Genomic DNA, 25,604 nt, shown 5'->3' on the forward strand with positions numbered 1-25,604 from the left:
TTTAGATTAAGATTGAGCGATTGTTTTCAAATCAATCTTTTTAATCTCTGCATATCTCTTCAAAGCTTCCATGAAGTAATAATCTGCATAGTTTAAAGGCGTATCGATTTCCACATTGTAAAGAAGTGCACCAACGCTGTGTTTCAAGATGAAAAATTGGTTTTCTCCCGGCTTAGCTAAATACTGGTCTGTTGACAAGGTTTTTAAAATATCCTCCGCAAATTTAAAGTATTTATCACCGTCTTTTACTTGAGTACTTAATTCTAATAATGCAGAAGCGATTACAGCAGCGGCAGAAGCATCTCTTGGTGAACGGTCGGCATTATGCACATCAAAATCCCAAAGTGGAATTTTATCCTTAGGCATTTTCGGGTGATTCATGATAAACGCAGCAACTTTTTCAGCTTGTTCTACAAATTTTTTGTCTTTAGTATCTCTAAAGCTCATGGCGTAACCATATACCGCCCATGCTTGTCCTCTAGCCCATGCAGAATTATTCGTTAAACCCTGGTGCGTTTCTCTTTCCAATACTTTTCCAGTTAAAGGATCATAGCCAATTACGTGGTATGAGCTATAGTCTTTTCTGAAATGGTTTTTCATGGTGGTTACCGCATGCGTTTTAGCTGCGTCAAACCACTCTGGTTTCTTGAATTCGTTTCCTGCCCAGTATAAATACTCCAGGTTCATCATATTGTCGATAATTACAGGGAACTGCCAGTGACCAAAATCCCATGAGCGAATAGCACCAACTTTTTTATTGAAACGCGCATATAAATTAGCCGCACCATTTTCTAAAGGTTTACGGTACACAGGATCGCCTGTTAATCTGTAGCCATTGCCATAAGAGCAATACAACATAAAACCTAAATCATGGGTATCTTTTATGTATTGTAACGAATCTAAACCAAGTGTGAACCTTTTAGCTTGTTCTGCTAAATTTTTATCACCCGATAACTCATATCCATACCATAAGGTACCTGGGAAAAATCCGGTGGTCCAATCGCGCACAGGAGCAAGTCTTACAGTTCCATCAGGGTTGATGGACCTTGGGTTCATGCCCGGTGTAAAAGTTTGCGCTGCTTTTGTCAACTGGTATACCGCAGTTTTTGTCGACTTCCTTAACCAATCATTTCCGTTGTCCTTCGTGACTGCCTTACTATTTGTTGATCCCATCAAAGCGATAGAAGCAACAAATACACCTAGTAATGTTTTCATAATTATTTCTTGTTTTTTATGCTATTCGAGCTATCAATTTTAGATATTAATGATTTTATGAAGGTAGGGAGCAAAAAAAACAGCGGCTTTAGGAATCGGATATATTCATTTAGAAATTGATGAATGCACAGAAATTTTTGACGATTTATTGTAACAGCTTTATGAAAAAAGGCAAAAAAGGGCCAATAACTGCCTGTTTTGTAAAATATTTACTGTGTTAACCAAAATTGATAGGATTTTAAACAATATCGAAACCTAATCTTGGCAGACTACTATATTTTCGTTTTTATCGAACTAAGCAAAACAATGGGTAATTTAAAAATTATATTATCGGCTTTGGTTGCCGGTATGAGTTTGAGCTCCTGCCAACAACCAAAAACTGCCGAAACTACAAAAAGACCAAATATTGTGTTCATCATGACCGATGACCACACCATTCAAGCCATGAGTGCTTACGGTAGTAAGCTTGTTAAAACGCCTAATCTGGATAGGATTGCCAATGAGGGCATGTTGTTTAATAACTGTTTTGTAACCAATGCAGTTTGCGGACCTTCAAGGGCTACCATCTTGACCGGTAAATACAGCCACCTGAATGGTTTGACGGATAACTCTAAGGTATTCGATAGCACACAGGTGATCTATCCTCAATTGTTAAAAAAGGCCGGTTATCAGACAGCAATGATTGGAAAATGGCACCTGGGCTCAACGCCGATGGGCTTCGATTATTACAGTATTTTACCTAACCAAGGGCTGTATTACCAACCAGAATTCTTAGAAAATGGTAAACTGATCAAAGAACAAGGTTATGTTACCGATGTGATTACGGATAAGGCTATTGGCTTTTTGGAAAAAAGAGACCATGACAAGCCTTTTATGATGATTTATCAACATAAAGCGCCGCATCGCAACTGGTTACCGGCACCAAGGCATTTGGGAATGTTCGACAATACGGTTTTCCCTGAACCGGATAATCTATTAGATGATTTTAATAACAGAGGCAGGGCTGCAAAAGAGCAACTGATGAATATCTCTACAGATATGTGGCCAGCCTGGGATCTTAAAATGCTTTCGACGGCACAGTTAGATTCTATGGCTAAATTACCCAAAGAAAATTTTAAAGATGCCAAGGGTGATGATTATAAACATGCCAATGATCCATCATTAGATAAAGCTCGTTTCTTCGAAGTTTATAATCGCATGACGGATGAAGAAAAAGTGAAATGGAGAAAGGTTTATGACAAGCGTGTTGCTGAGTTCAAAAAAATAAATCCTAAAGGAGCTGATTTGGTACGTTGGAAATACCAGCAATATATGCGCGATTACCTGGCTTGTGTAGTTTCTGTAGATGAAAACGTAGGTAGACTAATGGATTATTTGAAGAAAATCGGTGAGCTGGACAATACCATCATTGTTTATACTTCTGATCAGGGCTTCTTTTTAGGTGAACACGGTTATTTTGATAAGCGTTTTATGTACGATGAGTCCTTCAGAACGCCATTGTTGGTTAGATATCCAGCATCTATTAAAGCTGGTTCAGTAAGCAATGCTTTTGCCATGAATCTTGATTTTGCACCAACTTTATTGGATTATGCAGGTGTTAAAATTCCTGATGATATGCAAGGTGTATCGCTGCGTCCGCTATTGGATAATGCAGGTAAAGCACCAGAAAACTGGCGTAAGGCAGTATATTATCATTATTATGAGTATCCAAGTTGGCATGCTGTTAAAAGGCATTATGGCATCAGAACCGAGCGTTACAAGCTGATCCATTTTTACAATGATGTGGATGAATGGGAACTTTACGATATGCAAAAGGATCCAAAAGCAATGAAGAATTTATATGGTGATAAGACTTATCAGCCTGTGATCAAGGAGCTAAAAGCACAACTTGAAAAATTACAGCTGCAATACAAAGACACCAATCCAACAGAAACAATTACAAAATAAATAATGAAGATGAAGTTTAACAATTTCAAGTACATTCCAGCAGCATTTATGATAATCCTCAGCTGGGCTTCTTGTTCGCCAGAAAAGAAGCAGGAGCGTCCTAACATCTTGATGATCATGTCTGATAACCAGTCATGGAATCACGTAGGTAGTTATGGAGACAAAACCGTACGGACACCTAATATGGATTTAATTGCCAAACAAGGGGTTCGTTTTACCAATGCTTTTTGTAGTTCTCCTTCTTGTACTCCTGCAAGGGCAGGCATGTTAGCTGGACAAGATATCTGGCGTTTAAAAGAAGGTGCCAATTTATGGGGCGTTCTGCCAACACAATATAAAATATATACGGATCTGCTTGAAAACAATGGTTATGCAGTAGGTTTTCAGGGAAAAGGTTGGGGGCCAGGTAGTTTTGAAGCCAATGGACGTAAGCACAATCCAGCAGGTAATCCGTATAAAAATTTCGATGAATTTTTGAAACTTAAAAATAAGGATAATCCTTGGTGTTACTGGCTAAGTAGTCACGAACCTCATAGACCTTATGTAGAAGGTTCGGGAGAAAAAGCCGGAATAGATCCTGCTAAAGTAAAAGTACCGGGATATTTACCTGATCAAATCGACATCAGAAAAGATATAGCAGATTATTATGCAGCGATAGAATCATTTGATAGGGAAATTGGCGAGGCGCTAAAGGAACTGAAAGCAACTGGTCAATTGGAAAACACTGTTATTGTAATTTGTAGCGATAATGGTTGGCAAATGCCTCGTGGCTTAGCTAATCTATATGATTTCGGTACACACGTACCACTTATTATATCTTGGCCAGGTAAATTTAAACAGGATGTAGTAGCGGATAATATGGTAACTTTAAATGATTTGGCTCCGACATTTTTAGCTTTGGGCGGAACTAAAATCCCTGCTGAAATGACCGGAAAAAGTCTATTGCCAATTGTTGAGAAAGATGGTAAAAATGATTTACAAAGAGATTATGTGGTGCTTGGCCGTGAGCGTCATGCTTTTGTTAGACAGCATGGTTTAGGTTATCCAGGAAGGGCAATACGTACCAAAGAATTTTTGTACATTAAAAACTATGAGCCAAACAGATGGCCGGCAGGTGATCCACCGTTTTATGGAGATATAGATCCATATATGTTCAACTGGCCTGGAGCAACTAAATACTATCTGATCGAAAATAGAAATGACCCAAAAGTTAAGCCGTTTTTTGAATTGGCAATGGGCAAAAGGCCCGCTGAAGAGTTATTTGATATCAACAAAGATCCTGATCAATTGCATAACCTGGCGGCAGATCCTGCATATGCGAAAATTAAAACAAAATTAGGCGCTCAAATGCATGATTACCTGGTGAAAACACAAGATCCGAGAGAAACCGGTGGCGATACAGAGGTTTGGGATACGGCTGATTATTTTAGCGAGGTCGACAAAAAACCGAAACCAAGTAAGGAAATGCAAAAGCGTTTTAATTTAGATTCTGCTTACGATTATTTGAAATAAGGATGAAGAGGTACAAAGTAAAAGGACTATTGATAACTGCCGCATTGCTGGCAGGATTTGGAAATATTAAAGCACAGGCTCCAAAGCGTATTGCTTCAAAACCCAATATTATTATCATCATGACGGATCAGCAAACTGCTGATGCAATGAGTAATGCTGGCAACAAAGATTTACATACGCCAGCCATGGATGTGCTGGCAGCAAATGGAACTCGTTTTACCCGTGCTTATTGCGCTCAACCACTTTGTACACCTTCAAGATCATCTATCTTTAGTGGGAAAATGCCTCATGAAACGGGCTTTACAGGAAATGCTCCTGAAAAGGACGGACAATGGCCAGATTCTGTGCTGATGATGGGGAAAATACTAAAGGCAGGAGGCTATAAAACCGGCTATGTCGGCAAATGGCACCTGCCTGTTCCTGTTACTAAGGTAGAACAACATGGTTTTGAAACCATTGCAAATACCGGTGCAGGAGATTATACCGATGCAGCTACACCCTCACAATGTGCTGCTTTTATTAAAAAAAATAAAGCAAATCCCTTCCTGTTGGTGGCTTCCTTTCTTAATCCACACGACATTTGCGAGTGGGCCAGAGGCGACGAATTAAAAATGGATGTATTAGGTACTGCACCTGATACTGCATTTTGTCCTAAACTACCTGCCAATTGGATTATCTCTCCAAATGAACCTGCCATCATTAGAGAACAACAAAAAGTAAGTCCACGTACCTATCCTTCAGTAGGTTGGGATGAAACGCAATGGCGTAAATACCGTTGGGCTTATAACCGTTTGGTAGAGAAGGTAGATAACTATGTAGCCATGGTTTTAGGCTCATTAAAGAAATACGGTATTGAAGACAATACCATCATCATTTTTACCAGTGATCATGGCGACGGCTATGCCGCACATGAATGGAACCAGAAACAGGTTCTTTATGAAGAATCAGCTAAAATACCATTTATGATCTCTAAGATCGGACAATGGAAAGCAAAAACTGATGATCAGTTGGTTTGCAATGGAATTGATCTAATTCCTACAATATGCGGCTTTGTAGGTGTCAGCGCCCCAGCTTATTTAAAAGGCCTGGATTTAAGTAAACGTATTGAAAATCCAGCTGTTAAGTTGCGCGATACACTAGTTATAGAAACAGATTTTGCTGATAATGAAATATTATTAGGTATTAAAGGTAGAGCTGTAATTACCAAAGATTTTAAATATATCGTTTATGATAAGGGGGAGATTAGAGAGCAATTGTTTGACCTTGAAAATGACCCAGGCGAGATGCATAATCTAGCTGTAAAACCTAGCTATAAAAAGAAATTGAACCAAATGCGTACCTATCTTAAGAAATGGTGTAAAACACATCAGGACTCATTTTATGCGTTAAAAAAATAAGATATATATGGCTACGACCTTAGCAATTATCCTTCAATCGGCTTTGCTTAGGCCTGAATTCGAAAATAAGACATTAAATAGGCAAGAAATTGTGGATCTTTTGCCAGATGTAGTTAATTTTGATGCTGGATTTAAACGTAAATAATTTTGTGTGGGGGCTATGAGGAAAGTAATATCTTTTTGTTTGTTGTTAGGGTTGGTGTTATCGGCCCAGATTTTACATGCGCAAAATATTACTGAACAGCCTTTAAAGCGTTATTTCAGAAGTATTTCTGTGGATAAGGGCTTATCACAAAGTACGGTATTCACTATCGTACAGGATACCCTTGGTTTTATGTGGATGGCCACCCAGGATGGGCTTAATCGCTATGATGGAGAAAGCTTCACCGTTTACCGTCCTTCTAAAGGTGATAAAACCAGTCTGCAATCAAACTATATTCGTAGCATCTATCTGGACCATAAAGGTTTGCTATGGGTGGGTGGCAATCAGGGCATAAGTCGTTATGATTATGCAACCAATAGCTTTAAGAATTATAGATTACCTCGTAAATCCGGCGAATGGTTTATTTCATCTATCGTACAAGATGCAGGGAAGTTAATCTGGGCCAGCTCAAGTGCAGGGGAAATTTTTTACCTGGCTGAAGGTTCTGAGCAGTTTAAGCAGATCAATTTCGATGCCTCCGCTTATGATATTAAAAATATAACCCGTCTGGGTTTGTTGAAAAATACCTTGCTGGTGGGCACGGATGTAGGTTTATTTAAATTGAATGTAGCCACAAAGAAGCTGGAAGCTTTAAATCTGGGGGTAAATAGGCCCAGAATCAATGAGTTTTTTATAGACGGGCCATCCTTATTGGTTGGTACCGAGGGAAATGGGTTAATTAAATATGACACTGCTACTGCTGCATTGAGTAATTATAGGCATACTCCAGGTAATTCTGCAGGATTGGCTGATAATGATGTTCGTGGTATCAATAAAGATGCGCAGGGCAATATTTGGTTGGGTACCTTTAGAGGGCTTTCTATCCTTAATGCTAAAGATGGTACTATTCAAACCTACTATCATCAGGCCTCAATTCCTTACAGCATTAGTCAGAATTCTGTACGTTGTATTTATCGCGATAAGCAAAATGGAATGTGGCTGGGTACCTTTTATGGTGGAATAAACTATTATCATCACAACGACATTAAGTTTAACCTTTTAAATCAGAATACGGGAACGCTGTCATTAAATGATCAGGTAGTAAACGTAATTAAGCAGGATAGTAAAGGCGATTTCTGGATCGGTACGAATGATAAAGGGCTAAATTATTGGGATAGAAAAGCCAATACCGTTAGGTATTATACGTATAAAGAGTCCGGCCAAGGGGCTATAAGTTCTAACAACATCAAAGCTATTGCTTTTGATCAGAGTGGTAAACTATTGGTCGGTACGCATAATGCTGGACTTAATCATTTTGATCCAGCTACTGGAAGCAGTAGGGTATACAGACATTCATCTACTGATCCTAAAAGCATTGCAGGGGACATGGTTTATGCCTTGTTAAAAGACCATAAGAATAGAATCTGGGTGGGGACACGTACTGGTCTCGACATTTTTAATGTTGTCGATCAATCCTTTAATCATATTTACCTGGATAAAGCAGGGAAACGGTTGACTTCTGATGAGGTGACTTATTTATTTGAAGATGCTAAAAAGAGAATCTGGATAGGTACTACAAATGGTGTAAACATGTTTTACCCAGATAATCAATTGTTCGAATCCTTTCCAGGTGCATTACTGAGCAATGATGTGGTAAACTGTATTGCTCAGGATAATAAGAATCGGATCTGGATCGGAACACGCGATGGCTTAAATCTATTTAATGAAAGCACCCGATCATTTGTTAGCTTTAATACACGTAAGGATTTTCTTAAAGGAACTATCTATGGCATACTTGCCGATGATGAGGGATTTTTGTGGATCTCGACCAACAAAGGTTTGGTCAAATTTCAGCCGGATACCCGTAAGCTACAGGTTTTCGACAATAAAGATGGTTTTCAGAATAACCAATTTAACCTCTATGCTTTTTGCAAAGCAGCCGATGGGATGATGCTTTTTGGTGGTATAAATGGAATTTCCTATTTCTATCCCAAAGCCTTAAAACAAGATCCAATGAAGCTGAAGGTAACCTTCACTGGTCTTGAAGTATTCAATAAAACGGTTGTTCCTGATGATGGCAATGATGTATTGGATCAGCATATAGATCAGGCAAAAAGGCTGACTTTTAAGCACGAGTTTAAGCAGTTTACGATCTTTTTTAATGCTTTCAATTACATCTCGCCCAACAAAACAAAGTACGAGTATAAGCTGGAAGGTTTTGATACGGATTGGCAGATGACTGAGGGGATGGCTAAGGCCAGTTATACCAATGTCCAACCTGGCAAATATGTATTTAAGGTAAGAGCGATTGGTCCTTTAGGCGAAAGTAGCGCAGAGAAAAGTCTGGATATTGTGATTTCACCACCTTGGTGGAATAGTGGTTGGTTCTACCTATTGATGACCATATTGGCTGCTGTTGCTGGATATATGGTTTATCGCGTAGTTTCTGAAAGGATAAGAGCACAGCATCAGTTAAAGCTGGAGCGAATGGAACATGAAAAGGTAGATTACATCAACAAGATGAAGATGGAATTCTTTACTAACGTTTCACATGAGTTCCGTACCCCTTTAACCCTGATCCTTGCGCCATTGGAGGAGATCTTGAATAAGCCCGTTACAGATAAACCACTTAGAAAACATCATGAGCTGATGATGCACAATGCAAAGCGTTTGTATCATCTTGTAGAGCAACTTTTTGATTTTAAGAAAACGGAGTTGGGGACTAAGAAATTGAAGGTAAGCAAGACGGATATGGTGAGTTTTATCCATGATATTTACCGTTCGTTTACCACTTTGTCTGAAAAGAACAAGGTGAAGTATACTTTCCGATCGACTGAGGCCAGATTGCTTTTCTATTTTGATAAAGATGCGGTAGAAAAAATCATCTTTAACCTGCTTTCTAATGCATTTAAATATACTCCGGAAGGTGGCTCAATAAATGTAGAATTTGCGAGTAAGGATGGGGATGCGGTGATTAAAGTAAGCGATACAGGTATTGGTATTGATGTACAACATAAGGATCGGGTATTTGATCGGTTTTACCAGGTAGATGGTAGGGAGATGAACCTGGGCTCTGGTGTTGGTCTGGCTTTCACTAAGCGTCTGGTTGAATTGCATCATGGATCAATAAGCGTAGATAGTACATTGGGTAAGGGGAGCGTTTTTGTGGTAGCTATACCATTGGGAGATGAGTTTTATGCTACTGATGAACATGCAGAAGCGCCAACGTATGAACTTTCTGTAGAAAACGAGATCAGTAGTCTGAGCGAAGAAAATGAAGTGATTGAGCCATTGGAGCCAGAAGGTCTGGCAATTGAAAAAGAGAAACTGATGGTGATTGATGATAACCCGGAGATTGTAGGTTATCTTAAAAGCTATTTTGATCATATTTACCAGGTAAGCGTTGCTTATGATGGCAAGGAAGCATTGGCACTGTTAGAAGAGGAGCCTGTAGACCTGATCATTTGCGATGTAATGATGCCTGAATTGGATGGAATACACTTTTGTAAACGGATAAAGCAGAATATTCAGACCTGTCATATACCGGTGATTTTGCTGACCGCTAAAAATGAAACCAATCACCAGATTAAAGGATTGGAAGTCGGCGCGGATGATTATGTCACTAAACCTTTTTCTATCGCCCTGCTCGAAGCCAAACTGCAAAACATCAGTCGCTCGCGCAAACGATTAAAAGAGTATTATTCCAGCTCAAAAGAGATCGTTCCGGAGAATATAGCTTTCAATACACTTGATGAAGAGTTTTTAAGAGAAGCCATCGCTATCATTGAGGCGCACATTACCGAATCTGATTTTTCTGTAGATAAGTTTAGTCGCGCAATAGGTATGAGCAGGTCTAATCTTTATTTGAAGCTAAAAGCAATTACCGGCGAATCTGCGACCGATTTTATCAAGCGTATCCGCTTTAAAAAGGCAGTAGAATTGATGGAGTCGCGGCAGTATACAATTGCACAAGTTGCGTATATGTCGGGCTTTAATTCACCTTCATATTTCTCTACGGCATTTAAGCAATATTACGACTGTATGCCAACAGAGTACCTTGCAAAGAAAGAAACGGACATTAATTAAGTTTTTTTAGCACAAAATCTAAATCATTTAAGACAATATTGAAATCTCTTCAGGTGCTTTACCGCTAATTTCGATTTTGTAATTGAAACCTGAGAAAAATTGACAAAATCGTACGCTATCGGAATTGACGTGGGTGGTTCATCATTAAAATGTGGACTGGTGAGCAACACGGGAGAAGTGATCTATTCCTTTTTATTCCCACTAAATAATATTGTAACAGAAGGCGAGGTGATTGCCTTAATTAATGCAGCCATTCGCAAATGTGTGGAGCATGCTCCCGAAAAAGTGATTGGTGTTGGTATCGGTTTTCCTGGTATCGTAGATCAGAATGTTGTGATCGGTGGCGCAGATAATCTGCCCGGATTTGAAAACCTGGATTTAGGTAAAATCATTGCCGCTTCTACCAGTTTAAAGGTGGTAATTGATAACGATGCCAACATGATGGGCTGGGGCGAGCTTGTTTACGGAGCTGCCGGCGATTGTACTGATGTAGTTTTTCTGACCATTGGGACAGGAATAGGTGGTGGACTGATCATCGATGGTAAGCTGTATGGCGGTTATAAAAATAGGGGCACGGAATTGGGGCACATCACGATTCAACATGGTGGAATTGCGTGTTCTTGTGGGTCTTCTGGCTGTTTCGAAGCCTATGCCTCAGTGAGTGCCTTGATTAAGGATTATGCCTTATTGCACGGAACAGATACGGAAGGTATAACCGGTAAAATGATTGTAGATAACTACCTGGCCAAAGAGCAGAAAGCCGTTTCGGCAATGCAAAAGCATTTCGACTACATGGCTACAGGTATTGCAAGTTATGTAAATGTGTTTAGTCCGCAAAAAGTAGTACTGGGCGGTGGTATCACCGAATCTGGCAAATTCTATATTGAAGAAATCAAGTCAAGAGTGATGGAAAAGGTGATGCCTGGAACCTCACAGTATACCCATATTGTGGCTGCAAAATTAGGTAATCAGGCGGGGTTGCTGGGCTGCGCAGCTAGAGTATTTTCAAAGTTTTAACCATTTATAAAAAATTGTATGCAACGTAATAACTTTCTGGTTGGCGTGATCTTATTGATCTGGTTCGTCATCTCATTTGTGACTAACATCCTGGGTCCATTGATGCCCATCATCATTCAGACCTATAAATTGAGCCTTACGATGGCGGCTTTTCTGCCCTTTTCGTTCTTTTTGGCTTATGGAATTATGTCTATTCCTTCAGGAATAATGATTGAGCGGATTGGGGAGAAGAAATCAATGTTGATCGCTTTTAGCTTGAATTTTATCGGGGCCTTAGCTTTCGGTTTATACCCGCAGTATGGTATTGCCTTGGGCTCTCTATTTATCATTGGGATAGGAATGGCGATGTTGCAAGTGATTATTAATCCGCTCATGCGTACTGCTGGTGGCGAAGAGAACTTTGCATTCTTTTCGGTAATGGGCCAATTGGTATTCGGTTTGGCTTCTTTTATCAGCCCATTTGTATTCTCTTATCTCTTGGCAGCACTTTCTACCAATCCGATTGAAAATCCATTAGTAGCTATGCTGGGAGGTTTGGTGAGAGATAATTTATCATGGACAGCCTTGTATTGGTTATTTAGCTTTATCTTTTTATTGATTCTGTTGCTACTATCCTTTATTAAGATGCCTGTGGTAGAGTTAAAGGACGATGAGAAATCTGGTGCTACAGGTGTTTATCTGAGCTTGCTTAAAAACAAAGAAGTATTGTTGTTTTTTGTTGGGATAGTAGCTTATGTGGGAACGGAACAAGCATTGGCCAACTGGATGTCAGAGTTTTTAAGGGCTTACCATGGTGTAGATCCAAATAAAGAGGGCGCACAAGCAGTAGCCTGGTTCTGGGGCTTAATGTCGCTAGGTTGTTTACTAGGTTTGGCTTTATTGAAATTATGGGATTCTAAGTTGATCCTTAAAATAGCTACATTGATTTCGATGGTTACCCTTTCAGTTGCACTATTTGGAGATAAAGATATGGCGTTGTATGCTTTTCCAGCTGCAGGATTCTTTATCTCTGTTATGTTCTCGATTATCTTCTCATTGGCTTTAAATTCTGTTGCACAGCATCATGGTTCTTTTTCGGGGATTTTGTGTTCCGGTATTTTTGGCGGAGCATTGGTACCTTTAATTATTGGTTCATTGGGAGACGCAATAGGCTTGCGTTATGCCTTGATGTTCGTTTACATCACATTGGCCTATATCTTGTTCCTTGCTTATTATGCTAAGCCGATGATCAATAACAAGACCGTACGTTTGAAGGAGCTGTTTAAGTTTTAATAGTTTTTTTATATAAAAGGGTCACATCATTCATGATGCGGCCCTTTGAGTTTATTTTTTAAACGTAGTTTCGGTCGTATACTTGATTTGATCTGATCCAGCTTGCTGAACCAGCTCGTTAAATATAACAAGTTCAGTGTTGTTGATCTTTTTTATTTCATATAATTCCTCTTCACCATCCTCAAGGTCTTTGAGAATTAATTGTGTGCCGTTTATTTTGTAACTGAACTGATCACCTTCATTATCAGCAGCAGTTCCATTGCTCTTAAATTCGATGTAATTAGAGCGATCGGGAGCAGTCTGGCTAGTTTGATCTGTTACTTTTCCGTTTGTATATACGATGTTAATATAGGAATAGAGGTACCATTTGCCTACAATCCCGCCGGAATCTTCGTCTTTGTCTTTTTTACATCCAGTGATGCTTACCGTTGTAATAAGTAATAGAATTAGTAGCGTAAAATTTTTCATAATTGTTTTGTTTAAGTAGGTTTTAAAATTTGTGTAAAACAACAAATTCAAAATATGGCTTACAATACCCATTAATAGGTATTTATACGAAGATACCAGGAGGAGTATAACAGCTTTTTTACAGCATAAAATGCCCAATGGCAACATCCTACAGTATTTTGGGGAAATACTACAGGAAACCCTATTGAGCAGTTGCTATATTTGATATTTGCGTATTTAACCAAATGTAGTCTGAACCATTTTTAAGCTTCAGATATGCTGAAATCTGTATTGAATGAGAAATTTCCCCATTTTTATTTGTTTGTGTCTTTTGCTTTTTAGCACTACCGAATCCGGTGCAATTGAGGTCTATAAGAAAAATAAACGTACTATCATTATCCCTGCCCAAAACAATCCAAGGATTAAGTTTGGTGCAGAAAAATTGGCAAAGTCTTTAACATTAATTGGTTATGATGTTAAGATTGTACAGAGCGATAAAGCAACAAATGGTAAAGACCTGATTGTTATTGGGGTAAAAGGAGATCAATTATTAGCTGGCTTATCGGCAGCGTTAAATAATTCAGGTAAACAAGCCGGAAAAGAAGGTTTTAACATCAGTTATACTAAAAACAAGAATCTGGTTATTGAAGGTACAGATCCCTCTGGCGCCTTATACGGTTGTATGGAATTGGCAGATGAGATAAAAGCTAAAGGTAAAATCCCGGAAAATATAGCCCTTACCGATCAACCAGAAATGGTGTTGCGCGGTACCTGTATTGGTTTGCAGAAACCGGATTACCTGCCGGGTAGAGATGTATACGAATATCCCTATACCCCAGAAACCTTTCCCTGGTTCTACGATAAAGCGCTATGGCTGCAATATTTAGATATGATGGTAGAGAACCGCTACAATTCATTGTATCTCTGGAATGGGCACCCTTTCTCTTCATTGCTGCGACTTAAAGATTATCCTTATGCGGTAGAGGTTGATGACGCGACTTTAAAAAAGAACGAAGAGATGTTTAAGTTCTTAACCCAGGAAGCCGACAAACGTGGCATTTGGATAATTCAGATGTTTTATAACATCCTTATCCCAAAACCTTTTGCCGAAAAACATCATTTGAAAACTCAGGATAGAAACCGTCCGATTATTCCATTGATAGCCGACTACACCAGAAAATCGATTGCGGCATTTGTAGAAAAGTACCCTAATGTAGGTTTGCTGGTAGCGCTGGGAGAAGCCATGGAAGGAGTCGGGCAGGATGATATAGATTGGTTTACAAAGACCATTATCCCGGGTGTAAAAGATGGCTTAAAAGCGGCAGGTATTAAAAATGAACCGCCAATTGTATTGAGAGCACATGATACCGATGCACCAAGTGTGATGGCAGCATCTTTACCACTTTATAAAAATTTGTATACCGAAAATAAGTATACCGGCGAAGCTTTAACGACATATACACCAAGAGGAAGCTGGGCAGAACTGCATAGAAAATTAAGTGCGATTGGTACAGTTCATATTGCCAATGTACATATCCTGGCCAATCTTGAGCCTTTTCGCTATGGATCTGCCGATTTTATCCAGAAATCGGTGCAGGCCATGAACAAAATATATGGAGCTAAAGGTTTACACCTGTACCCACAATCTGGTTATTGGGATTGGCCTTACACGGCAGATAAAATTAGCGAAAGGCAATTACAGGTAGATAGAGATTGGATTTGGTATAAGGAATGGGCCAGGTATGCCTGGAACTCCACCAGGGATAGAAATGAGGAAATTAATTATTGGGGACAGGAGTTGGCCAATAAATACGGAACTGATCTTAATGGAGGAAAAGCAATTCTGGATGCCTATGAAGAATCTGGTGAAATCTCTCCTAAGCTTTTACGTCGATACGGGATTACAGATGGAAACAGACAGACCCTAACCTTGGGGATGTTGATGACTCAGTTGATTAATCCTTATCGATATGGTTTGTTTACCTTAATGTACGAATCAGAAGCGCCCGAAGGTGAAATGATTATTGAGTATGCGGAGAAGGAATGGAAAAAACAGGGACATATAGGCGAAACACCTGTGCAAGTGGCCAAAGAAGTAATAGAGCATGGCAGAAAGGCATTGGAAGCGATCAATAAAGCTTCGTTGACAGTAACTAAAGATACAGCAGAGTTTAGAAGGCTTAGAAATGATATGTACTGCTATGATGCCATGGCGAATTTTTATGCAGAAAAGGTGAAATCAGCGTTATGGGTTTTACGCTATAAATATTCTAATGATGTAGCTGATCTGGAGAAGGCCTTGCCATTTTTGGAAAGGAGTGTAGCTCATTATGCAGATCTGGTTAAATTGACCCAGAATGATTACTTGTATGCAAACAGTATGCAAACCAAACAGCGCAAGATACCGATGCGCGGGGTGGATAAAACTTTTATTCATTGGAAAGAAATGTTGCCGGTATTTACCAAAGAACTAGGGCATTTTAAAAGGAGCATTGATTCTTTGAAAACAGTGGGTTCGGGAAAAGCGAACGTACTAGCGCCATTTAAAAATGCTACCGTTAAGCTGTTATCTGGTAACGAGCGTTATGTGATTAATAAAGAAGCCTTGGTATTTACTGATTCGGTAGCGAAGATAAAAGACCTGACTGAGCAATTGCAGGGACTTAAAGGCCTGAAAATGGTTAAAGCCCAGCAAATAAAATCAGGTACTACAATTAAGTTCAGCAATACTGCAGCAGTAAAAGTATTGGTCGGTTTCTTCAATAAAAAAGACCCTTCCTACCTGGCTGCGCCTGAATTGGAAACTGATGCCAGTGCAAATAACTACGGACAATCGGAGATCAAGATTTCTAACGCCTTGGTTTTAGATGGATATCCACCAATTAATGTACACGCTTATTCGTTTGAGGCAGGAACAAATACCTTAACTTTAGGAAAGGGAGCTTGCATGGTGCTTGGTTTTATCAACGAAAATCAGGAAATGCGTATTTATAATGCAGGATTGGACGGTAAAGGAAAAGATATTGATTGGTTATTTGAATAATGATGAATAGAAAGAAATTGATAGCTATCGCCCTTTTTTTATTAACAGGAACGGGCGTATTTGCACAGTCACAAGCTGGGCAGCTAAAGCTTAAAAAATATGTGACTTACTTTAACTCCATCGATACAGAGGTGGTAAAGAATTTTGTGCCTAATGCACAAGCATTTGATTGGTTGGCGCAAAATGTGCCTTTGCTGGATTGTCCGGATGAGGTGTTGGAGCAAAACTATTATTACCGCTGGTGGTCTTTCCGTAAGCACCTTGTAAAGACACCTGAGGGCTTTATCTTCACAGAGTTTATAGAACCGGTTAAACATGCCGGTAAATACAATTCCATCAGCTGTGCGTTGGGGCATCATATCTACGAAGGTCGCTGGCTTAAAAATACCGATTACTTAAAGGAGTACATTGATTTCTGGCTATATCATGCTGATGTGGGTCAGACTAAGCAACGTTTTCACCAGTTTAGCAGTTGGCTGGACGACGCGGTTTATCAGAATTATTTGGTAACACCCGATCTAGCTCATTTAAAGCGGATTTTACCTGCACTAGATGCCGATTATGCCAAATGGGAGAAAGAAAGACAGTTAAATAGTGGTTTGTTTTGGCAGTTTGATGTGAAGGACGGAATGGAAGAGTCTGTTAGCGGATCGAGGAAAGATCAAAATAGACGCCCAACCATTAGCAGCTATATGTATGGCAATGCTAAAGCGCTGGCAAGCATAGCTGATCTTACAGGGGATAAAGCGTTGGTACAAAAATATAAGGGAAAAGCCAGTCAGCTTAAAAAATTAGTGCAGGATAGTCTTTGGGATAGCAAAGACAATTTCTTTAAAACTAAACACCCTGATGGAAGCTATGCTTCTGCACGTGAAGCCATTGGTTTTGTACCATGGGATTTTGACCTACCAGCAGATCAGCCCATTTATGCTAAGGCCTGGGACCAATTATTGGATACAGCAGGATTTAATGCACCATGGGGCTTAACGACTGCTGAAAGAAGGGAGCCAACATTCAGAACAAGAGGTACTGGGCATAGTTGTGAGTGGGATGGTGCACTTTGGCCTTTTGCCAGTTCTCAAACTTTAAAAGGTTTAGCGAATTTGCTAACCAATTATAAGAATCATGGTAAAATGACCTCAAAAGTCTTTTATGATGAATTGCACAAGTACGCCAAATCTCACCAAAAGAATGGTAAGCCTTATTTGGGAGAGTATCAGGATGAAAAAAATGGGGAATGGCTAAAAGGAGATAATCCAAGAAGCAGTTTTTACAATCATTCTACTTTTTGCGATTTGGTGATTAATGATTTGATTGGGATAAAACCCAGAGCAGATCATGCCATCGGTTTTTATCCGCTTATCCCTGAAGGGCAATGGGCCTGGTTCTCATTAGACAATATTTCTTCCCACGGAAAAACGCTTAAGGTAGTTTGGGATAAGACCGGAAAGAAATACAAGAAAGGAAAAGGATTATACATCTATGCCGATGGAAAAGAGATTTATCGCGCTGCGAGTCTAAAACCAGCAGTGATTCAACTAAATAAATAATATAGCCGAAAATGAAGTTTTATAGCCCATATCTTATCATCAGAATAGCTGCCGTTTTTATAATATGCTGTTTCGCAACGGTAGCTAATGTCAACGCGCAATCCTATTATAATGTATTAAAATATGGTGCAAAGAACGACAGCAGTAAACTAGCGACATTAGCGATTAAAAAGGCTATTGATGCAGCTTCAAAAGCTGGTGGAGGTACTGTTTATTTCCCAGCGGGAAAGTATTTAACAGGAGCAATACACCTGAAAAGTAACATCACCATTTTTATTGATGCTGGCGCTGAGCTTCATTTTAGTGATAATTTTGATGATTATCTGCCCATGGTAAAAAGCAGATATGAAGGGGTTGATGTGACTAGTTTCTCACCCTTGTTTTATGCTTATGAAGCAGATAACATTGCGATTACGGGTCGTGGCATCATAGATGGACACGGTAAAAAGTGGTGGGATTTTGTAGAGGGCTATAAAGAAGGACAGCCACGGTCTAAATGGCAACATCAGTTTGATGCGCTCAATAAGGATATCCTGATGCCTGATGAACCGAAGCAGATGAAACGCGGTTTTCTTCGTCCACCTTTCATTCAGACGATGTATTGTAAAAATGTATTGATAGAAGGAATTACCATTCGTAATTCTCCTTTCTGGACAGTTAATCCTGAGTTTTGCGACAATGTAACTGTCCATGCTGTAACGATTAACAACCCCGGTTCTTTTGCTCCAAATACGGATGGCATCAATCCAGAGTCTTGTAAGAATGTGCGTATTTCCGATTGCCATATTAGTGTTGGTGATGATTGTATTACGATTAAGTCGGGTAAAGATGCGCCAGGCAGAAAAATGGCCGTGCCAGCCGAGAACTATACCATTACCAATTGCACTATGTTATCTGGTCATGGTGGGGTGGTTATTGGAAGTGAAATGTCTGGTGATGTACGAAAAATAACCATTTCTAATTGCGTATTTGATGGTACTGATAGAGGAATCCGTATCAAATCAGCTCGTGGTAGGGGTGGCATAGTAGAAGAAATCAGGGTGGATAACGTCATCATGAAAAATATAGGCAAGCAAGCGATCGTGCTTGATCTTCAGTATGCTAAGTCGACAGTTGAGCCTGTTTCTGAGCGTACACCAAGGTTCAGAAATATCCATTTTAGTAACATTACCGGGCAGGTAAATCAGGCTGGTTATTTGAATGGATTAGAAGAAATGCCTATTGAAAATATCAGTTTTAATGACATCAATATGGAGGCTAAAACTGGTTTCGATATCCATAATTCCAACAGAATAGAATTTCATAATGTGCAAGTAAACACAGAAATGGGACCTTCTGTAAAAGCTGAGAATGTAAATATCTTGACTGTTAATGGTTTGAAGAGTTATACCCCTCATAAAAATGCAGCTGTAATAGACCTTAAAAACGTAACAGACGCATTTATTTATAATTCTTTTCCGGTTGCTGGTACAGAAATGTATTTAAAAATAAGTGGAGAAAAAATTAAAAATATAACGCTAGGAAATAATAACTTTAGTAACGCTAAAACTCCTGTTTTAACTGAGAGGGAAGTTACAGAAGTAGTAAGGGTTATTTCGGGAGATTCAATTAAGTAATTTTTAATTTGTATCAACATGAAATTCATGAGCTCCCCAATCTGGATGTATGTAGTAGTGATCAATTGTATGACCATTATACATGCCCATGCCCAACAACCTGCTTATCAGCTTTGGTATACCAAGCCTGCTGTAAAATGGACTGATGCTTTGCCTATTGGTAATGGACGCATTGGTGCCATGATATATGCCGGAGTAGAAAAGGATCATATTCAGTTTAATGAAGAAACTTTATGGACAGGTGGCCCCAGAGATTATAACCATAAAGGGGCTGCAGCTGCACTTGGCGAGATTAGGAAGTTACTTTTTGAAGGGAAACAGGAAGCGGCAGAAAAGCTAGCTGCCGAAAAATTTATGGGTACTCAGAGTGGAGCGGGCGACAGGGATAAATGGACTGCAGAAATGAAAGCCTTGAAAGGTATGCAGGGCAATCCGGCTTTGGAAAACTACGATGACAGTTCATGGAAAACGATTAAAGTTCCAAGTTACGAAGGTTGGGAAACGGTAGGATTATCGGGTTTTGATGGGGCGGTATGGTTACGTACAACCTTTGATGCACCTGAAAGCTGGCAGGGCAAAGATTTGGTGCTCGACTTGAATCGCATCCGCGATCAGGATTTTTCTTATGTGAATGGCACTCTGATTGGCAATACGGATGGTACAAACCCAAGGAAATATACCATTCCTGCTAAATTGATTAAAAAGGGGACAAATACAATTGCGATACAAGTATTGAATTATTTCGATAAAGGTGGTATAGCAGGTTACAAAGATACTAGCAGGGCTATAGCAGTTTATCCGGAAGGTACTCAGCCAGAGGCAGGGTTTTCACTGGTTAAAGAATGGAAATATAAAATGCAGAATGATGAGCCACCAGTGGTGTCGCAGTTTCAGGCAAGTTATCAGCCTTTTGGCGATTTATATCTGAACTTCAAGAATCAAACTGCCCCAGTTACCAATTACAAACGTAAGCTTGATTTAAGTACAGCAATTGCCAGTACATCCTACACTTTGAACGGCGTGAATTATTTACGTGAATATTTCTCCAGTCAGCCAAATCAGGCCGTCGTAATCCGCTTAACTGCTGATAAAAAAGGGAGCATTAGCTTAGATGCATTGTTGGCTAGTCCGCATAAATATTCTGCTGTTAAAAAACTAAATGAAAGCACGATTTCGCTTACCCTAAGTGTAAGAGGTGGCGTTTTAAAAGGTCAAAGTCAGCTCAAAGCAGTGGTTACTAAAGGTAAATTGTCGGTAAGTCAAGGTAAATTGAGCATCACTAATGCTGATGACGTTACACTTTACCTTACTGCTGGAACCAATTTTATCAACGATAAAAATGTAGCTGGAAATCCAGCAACTGACTGCATAAAGGCCATTACAAGCTTACAGAATAAAACGTATGCCCAGGTTAAGACAGCACATATAAAAGAATACCAGAAATACTATAATCCTTTTTCGATTAGTTTTGGAAAGAGTGAAAATGAAAGCTTACCTACCGATGAGCGTATAGAAAAATTTGCAGGATCAGCTGACGCTCCTTTTGCTGCTTTATATGTTCAATATGGTCGCTATTTGCTGATTTCCAGTTCGAGACCGGGAACACAGCCAGCCAATTTGCAAGGCATATGGAATGATTTGTTAACTCCACCATGGGGTAGTAAGTATACTACGAATATTAATCTGGAGATGAATTATTGGCCGACTGGTCCATTGAATCTTGGGGCCATGAATGAGCCTTTGTTTAAAAAGATAGAAGGACTAGCAAAAAATGGTGCTGTTACAGCTAAAGTACACTACAATGCAAATGGATGGGTATTACACCATAATACTGATTTATGGAATGGTACAGCGCCAATAAACGCATCCAATCACGGGATCTGGGTTTCTGGTGCCGGTTGGTTGAGCCAGCATTTATGGGAGCATTATCAGTTTACGCAAGACCGTGTTTTTCTTAGAACTGAAGCCTATCCTCTAATGAAACAGGCGGCAGTTTTCTTTGTCGATTTCCTGGTTAAAGATCCTAAAACAGGTTGGCTGATCAGTACACCATCTAATTCTCCTGAAAATGGTGGATTAGTGGCTGGACCAACTATGGATCACCAGATCATTCGTACCTTATTTAAAAACTGTATCGCAGCCAGCGAACTGCTAGGGCTGGATGCTGAATTTAGAAAAACATTACAGGAAAAACTGACGTTGATTGCGCCTAATCAGATTGGTAAATATGGACAGCTACAGGAGTGGTTAGAAGATAAAGACGATACCACCAATGTACATCGCCATGTTTCACATTTATGGGGCGTACATCCGGGCAATGACATTACATGGGATACACCGGATATGATGAAAGCTGCGCGCCAGTCGCTGATCTATAGAGGCGATGCAGGTACCGGCTGGAGTTTAGCCTGGAAGATCAATTTTTGGTCGAGGTTTAAAGATGGCGACCATGCAATGAAAATGGTAAAAATGCTGATTAGTCCTGCGGAAAAGGGGGGTGGTGCTTATGTGAATCTATTTGATGCACATCCACCATTTCAGATTGACGGCAATTTTGGCGGTGCGGCGGGGATTTCCGAAATGCTTTTACAGAGTCATACCCAGTTTGTTGAATTGTTGCCAGCACTACCTGCGGATATTCCAGAGGGAGAAGTGAAAGGTATATGTGCACGTGGGGGCTTTGAACTAAATTTTAAATGGAGTAAAGGTGTGTTGACGGCATTAGAGATCTCTTCGAAAACAGGAGGTGTTTGTTTACTGCGGTACGGAAATAAAATAACAAGTATCGCCACACAAAAGGGGGAAATATATAAATTGAATGGAGATTTGGAGAGATTATAAAAGAAAGCTTATTGTTTTTTTGATAGGTATTCTTTTAACAAGTACAGGTTTTACACAGACAGGATTACGTAAAAGCACAACACTAAATAACAACTGGCAAAGTATTGCCAATGATACAAATATCAATGCCTATACTGGTTTTGAACAAAGCAGCTTTAATGATAAGGGCTGGAAAACCGTTAATGTTCCGCACAATTGGGATCAGTATGAGGGCTACCGCAGGATGTTGCATGGCAATAGGCATGGCTATGCCTGGTACCGTAAAACCTTTACAACTACCGCACAAAAAAAAGGCAAGCGGTTCTTTCTTTATTTTGAAGGCGTAGGCTCTTATGCGAGCGTTTGGCTAAACGGTAAAAAGGTGGGCTACCATGCAGGTGGTCGTACTACTTTTACGCTTGACGTAACGAACGTGATTAAATTGAACAATCAACCTAATTTATTGGCGGTACGTGCGGATCATCCGGCTAATATTCAAGACTTGCCTTGGGTAGATGGCGGCTGTTCAACAGAAAGGGGATTCTCTGAAGGTTCACAGCCTATGGGGATTTTTAGACCTGTACATTTGGTTGTGACTAATGATGTCAGGATTGAACCTTTTGGCGTACACATCTGGAATGATGATAAGGTGTCCGAGAAATCGGCCTTGCTGAAAATGGAGACGGAAATTAAGAATTATGGTGCAACAGCCCGTACGATAACGGTCGTTAACCAGCTGTTTGATCAGAATGGTAAAAAAGTAACTGAAAGTAAGAACGTAAATAGGTTATTGCCTGGAAAGCGTTTAACTGTAGCTCAGCAAACTGCGCAACTGAAAAATGTAAAGCTATGGTCTATAGAGAATCCTTATTTATATACGCTTAAAACGAGCATTATAGAAGGAAATAAAGTAATTGATGAGCTGGGTACGCCTTATGGCATTCGCTGGATCAGCTGGCCTATCGGAGACCATCCTGCCGATCCTAAACGATTTCTATTGAATGGAAAACCGGTCTTTATAAACGGAGTGGCAGAATATGAACACTTGATCGGTAACAGTCATGCTTTTAGTGCAGAGCAAATCAGGTCGCGCGTAATGCAGATCAAAGCTGCTGGTTTTAATTCTTTTCGCGATGCGCACCAGCCACATAATTTGCTTTATCAGGAGTATTGGGACAAGTTGGGGATTTTATCATGGACACAGATGGCTGCTCATATCTGGTATGATACCCCTGAATTTAGGGCTAACTTTAAATCATTGCTTACCGATTGGGTAAAAGAGCGACGCAACAGTCCTTCAGTTGTATTATGGGGACTCGAAAATGAAAGCACATTGCCAGAAGATTTTGCAAGAGAATGTACAGCGCTCATTCGCAAGCTTGATCCTACGGCATCCGCACAGCGTAAAGTAACGACTTGTAACGGCGGCAAAGGAACAGATTGGGATGTGCCGCAAAACTGGACAGGTACTTATGGAGGTGATCCTTTAACCTATGCAGATGATATACAAAGGCAGGTGCTTATTGGCGAATATGGTGCCTGGCGCACCCTTGATTTGCATACCGAAGGTCCCTTTATACAGAAGGGTCCATATAGTGAAAATAACATGACCCAATTGATGGAGACTAAGGTTAGGCTTGCTGAATCTGTAAAAGATAAAACGGCGGGGCATTATTTCTGGCTATTCAGTTCACACGACAACCCGGGTAGGGTGCAAGGTGGCGAGGGTTTAAGAGAACTCGATCGTGTAGGTCCCATAAATTACAAAGGTATGTTTACCCCTTGGGAAGAGCCGCTAGATGTATTTTATATGTTTAGAGCCAATTATGCACCTAAGGAAACAGAGCCAATGGTTTATATTGTTTCGCATACCTGGCCTGAAAGATGGTTGAAAGCAGGTAAAAAGGATAGCATCACCGTGTATTCTAATTGTGATGAGGTCGAGCTTTTTAATGATGTAAACAAGGTCTCCTTAGGGAAAAGAAAACGAGCTGAGATTGGTACGCATTTCCAATGGGATGATGTAGCTATTCAGTATAATGTGCTGTATGCTGTGGGTTATGTAAATGGAAAAGCTGTAGCTAAGGATTATATTGTGTTGAACAATTTACCGCAGGCACCCCATTTTAATGATTTTAATAAGGAGGCTACGAAAATAACGGCTCCTTTAAAAGACTATAGCTATTTGTATAGGGTAAATTGCGGTGGACCAGCATATACAGATCAGAATGGTCAATTGTGGTCGGCCGATAGACAGCTAACTGATGTTGGTTTTGGTTCTCAATCCTGGACCACAAATTTTCCTGGTATGCCTGCTTTTTTTGCCAGTCAGCGCCGCACATTTGATCCGATTAAAGGCAGTACGGATTGGAAGTTATTTCAAACATTTAGATATGGGCGTGATCAGCTGACTTATCATTTTCCTGTTCCAGATGGAGAATATTTAGTAGAACTCTATTTTATTGAACCTTGGCTAGGTACTGGCGGAGGCATGAATGCAAAAGGGATGCGTTTGTTTGATGTGGCGGTAAATGGCACTACGCTGCTTAAAGACGTGGATATCTGGGCCGAAGTTGGGCATGATGCCGCTTTAAAGAAAACGGTAAAGGCAAAGGTTAAGGCTGGACAGCTCGTTATTTCTTTTCCTCAGGTAAAATCGGGACAAGCGGTGATTTCGGCAATTGCTATTGCTTCGACAACAAAAAATATAAGCCCAGCAAAAGAGAGCGAAAGTATTATTAAACTGACCAATGGAAGCAGTTTTAAATCTAAGACATGGATGGATCTGGGTGATCAGCAATATACTGATGATTCTGTTTATTTTACTTCCTTGCCTTCAGCGCTATATGGTGCAGAATGGATACAGGGATCTAACAAAAGAAGTACTGCTTTAGAATTTAAAGTTACTTCCGATGCTGATGTATATGTAGCAGTCGATGCTGCGGCTAAGCGGCTCATTTGGTTAGCTGATTATGAGGATACTAAAACAACATTGCAAAATAGCAGGGGACAGCGCTTTAATGTATATAAGAAACGCTATAGCAAAGATGAAATCCTAAAACTGGTCGAAAAGGAGTCCAATACAGCTATGTATACGATTGCTATATTGCCGCTAAGCAATATGCAGCCTGCTTACGACCTTAAAACGGTAACAACCTATAAAGCGACGGATGCAAATTTTAAAGGCACTGGACTGGTTAAAGAAGAGTTAATGGGCAAGGAGCGTGTTACCTTTAAAAAAGCATCTGGCGATATCTTGGAATGGCAGATGGTAGTTGGTGTTGCAGATACCTATTCGCTTACCTTAAAATATCACAATCCATTTGAGCGGTCGTTAAAAGGAAAAATAGAGGTATTGACAATGGATGGTACAGTCTTAAAAGCTGCGGAAGCTGTAGAGTTTACACCAACTAAAAAGGGTAAATGGAATTATTTTAATACCAACACTGGTACAATGATCAACGCCGGTACTTATAGGGTACGGCTAATTGCAGTTGATGCAGAAGGATTGAGTATGGATGGGCTTGATGTTCAGTAATA

14 protein-coding genes are annotated in these 25,604 nt (G+C 39.9%); 12 read left to right on the forward strand and 2 right to left on the reverse strand.

Annotation, left to right across the window (positions count from 1 at the left end):
- Positions 1–6: 6 nt before the first annotated feature.
- Complete coding sequence (locus BLS35_RS01125; RefSeq protein ID WP_090776942.1) at positions 7–1,215, reverse strand: glycoside hydrolase family 88 protein; 1,209 nt, start codon at positions 1,213–1,215, stop codon at positions 7–9.
- A 306-nt stretch (positions 1,216–1,521) separates the two neighbouring features.
- On the opposite strand from BLS35_RS01125, the gene BLS35_RS01130 reads away from it, so the two are divergent.
- The 7 genes from BLS35_RS01130 (at position 1,522) to BLS35_RS01155 (ending at position 12,588) form a co-directional block, all read left to right on the forward strand.
- Complete coding sequence (locus BLS35_RS01130) at positions 1,522–3,162, forward strand: sulfatase family protein (RefSeq protein WP_090776943.1); 1,641 nt, start codon at positions 1,522–1,524, stop codon at positions 3,160–3,162.
- A 9-nt stretch (positions 3,163–3,171) separates the two neighbouring features.
- A complete protein-coding gene (locus BLS35_RS01135; RefSeq protein ID WP_090776944.1) occupies positions 3,172–4,674 on the forward strand; it encodes a sulfatase family protein in 1,503 nt (500 codons plus the stop codon).
- A gap of 2 nt (positions 4,675–4,676) precedes the next feature.
- Complete coding sequence (locus BLS35_RS01140) at positions 4,677–6,071, forward strand: sulfatase family protein (RefSeq protein ID WP_090776945.1); 1,395 nt, start codon at positions 4,677–4,679, stop codon at positions 6,069–6,071.
- A gap of 7 nt (positions 6,072–6,078) precedes the next feature.
- Positions 6,079–6,216: a hypothetical protein gene (locus BLS35_RS27645; RefSeq protein ID WP_165973186.1), complete on the forward strand. Its 138-nt coding sequence runs from the start codon at positions 6,079–6,081 to the stop codon at positions 6,214–6,216.
- Between the two features lie 15 nt (positions 6,217–6,231).
- Positions 6,232–10,299 carry a hybrid sensor histidine kinase/response regulator transcription factor gene (locus tag BLS35_RS01145; RefSeq protein WP_090776946.1) on the forward strand — a complete coding sequence of 1,356 codons (4,068 nt, stop codon included), beginning with the start codon at positions 6,232–6,234 and terminating at the stop codon, positions 10,297–10,299.
- A gap of 99 nt (positions 10,300–10,398) precedes the next feature.
- Positions 10,399–11,316, forward strand: a complete 918-nt coding sequence (locus BLS35_RS01150) for an ROK family protein (protein WP_090776947.1) — start codon at positions 10,399–10,401, stop codon at positions 11,314–11,316.
- Positions 11,317–11,334: 18 nt separating this feature from the next.
- The gene (locus BLS35_RS01155) at positions 11,335–12,588 is read left to right on the forward strand and encodes an MFS transporter (protein WP_090776948.1); all 1,254 of its coding nucleotides are present in this window, start codon (positions 11,335–11,337) and stop codon (positions 12,586–12,588) included.
- A gap of 51 nt (positions 12,589–12,639) precedes the next feature.
- Here BLS35_RS01155 and BLS35_RS01160 read toward each other — a convergent pair whose 3' ends face one another.
- Positions 12,640–13,056 (reverse strand): lipocalin family protein, encoded by a 417-nt coding sequence (locus BLS35_RS01160; protein ID WP_165973185.1) that lies wholly within the window; start codon positions 13,054–13,056, stop codon positions 12,640–12,642.
- A gap of 274 nt (positions 13,057–13,330) precedes the next feature.
- Here BLS35_RS01160 and BLS35_RS01165 point away from each other — a divergent pair, with 274 nt between their 5' ends.
- The 5 genes from BLS35_RS01165 to BLS35_RS01185 are packed head-to-tail and all read left to right on the forward strand — an operon-like array spanning position 13,331 to position 25,602.
- The gene (locus tag BLS35_RS01165) at positions 13,331–16,078 is read left to right on the forward strand and encodes an alpha-d-galacturonidase (protein ID WP_090776950.1); all 2,748 of its coding nucleotides are present in this window, start codon (positions 13,331–13,333) and stop codon (positions 16,076–16,078) included.
- Positions 16,078–17,628 (forward strand): MGH1-like glycoside hydrolase domain-containing protein, encoded by a 1,551-nt coding sequence (locus BLS35_RS01170; RefSeq protein WP_090776951.1) that lies wholly within the window; start codon positions 16,078–16,080, stop codon positions 17,626–17,628. Before BLS35_RS01165 ends, BLS35_RS01170 begins: the two co-directional genes overlap by 1 nt.
- Positions 17,629–17,639: 11 nt before the next feature.
- Entirely contained in the window at positions 17,640–19,244 is a 1,605-nt protein-coding gene (locus BLS35_RS01175) for a glycoside hydrolase family 28 protein (RefSeq protein ID WP_090776952.1), read from the forward strand.
- 18 nt (positions 19,245–19,262) lie between these two features.
- A complete protein-coding gene (locus tag BLS35_RS01180) occupies positions 19,263–22,085 on the forward strand; it encodes a glycoside hydrolase family 95 protein (RefSeq protein ID WP_254778590.1) in 2,823 nt (940 codons plus the stop codon).
- Positions 22,063–25,602 carry a malectin domain-containing carbohydrate-binding protein gene (locus tag BLS35_RS01185; RefSeq protein ID WP_090776953.1) on the forward strand — a complete coding sequence of 1,180 codons (3,540 nt, stop codon included), beginning with the start codon at positions 22,063–22,065 and terminating at the stop codon, positions 25,600–25,602. Before BLS35_RS01180 ends, BLS35_RS01185 begins: the two co-directional genes overlap by 23 nt.
- Positions 25,603–25,604 lie beyond the last annotated feature (2 nt).

Origin of the sequence: Pedobacter sp. ok626, assembly GCF_900100435.1 — a bacterium.
Taxonomy (GTDB): Bacteria; Bacteroidota; Bacteroidia; order Sphingobacteriales; family Sphingobacteriaceae; genus Pedobacter.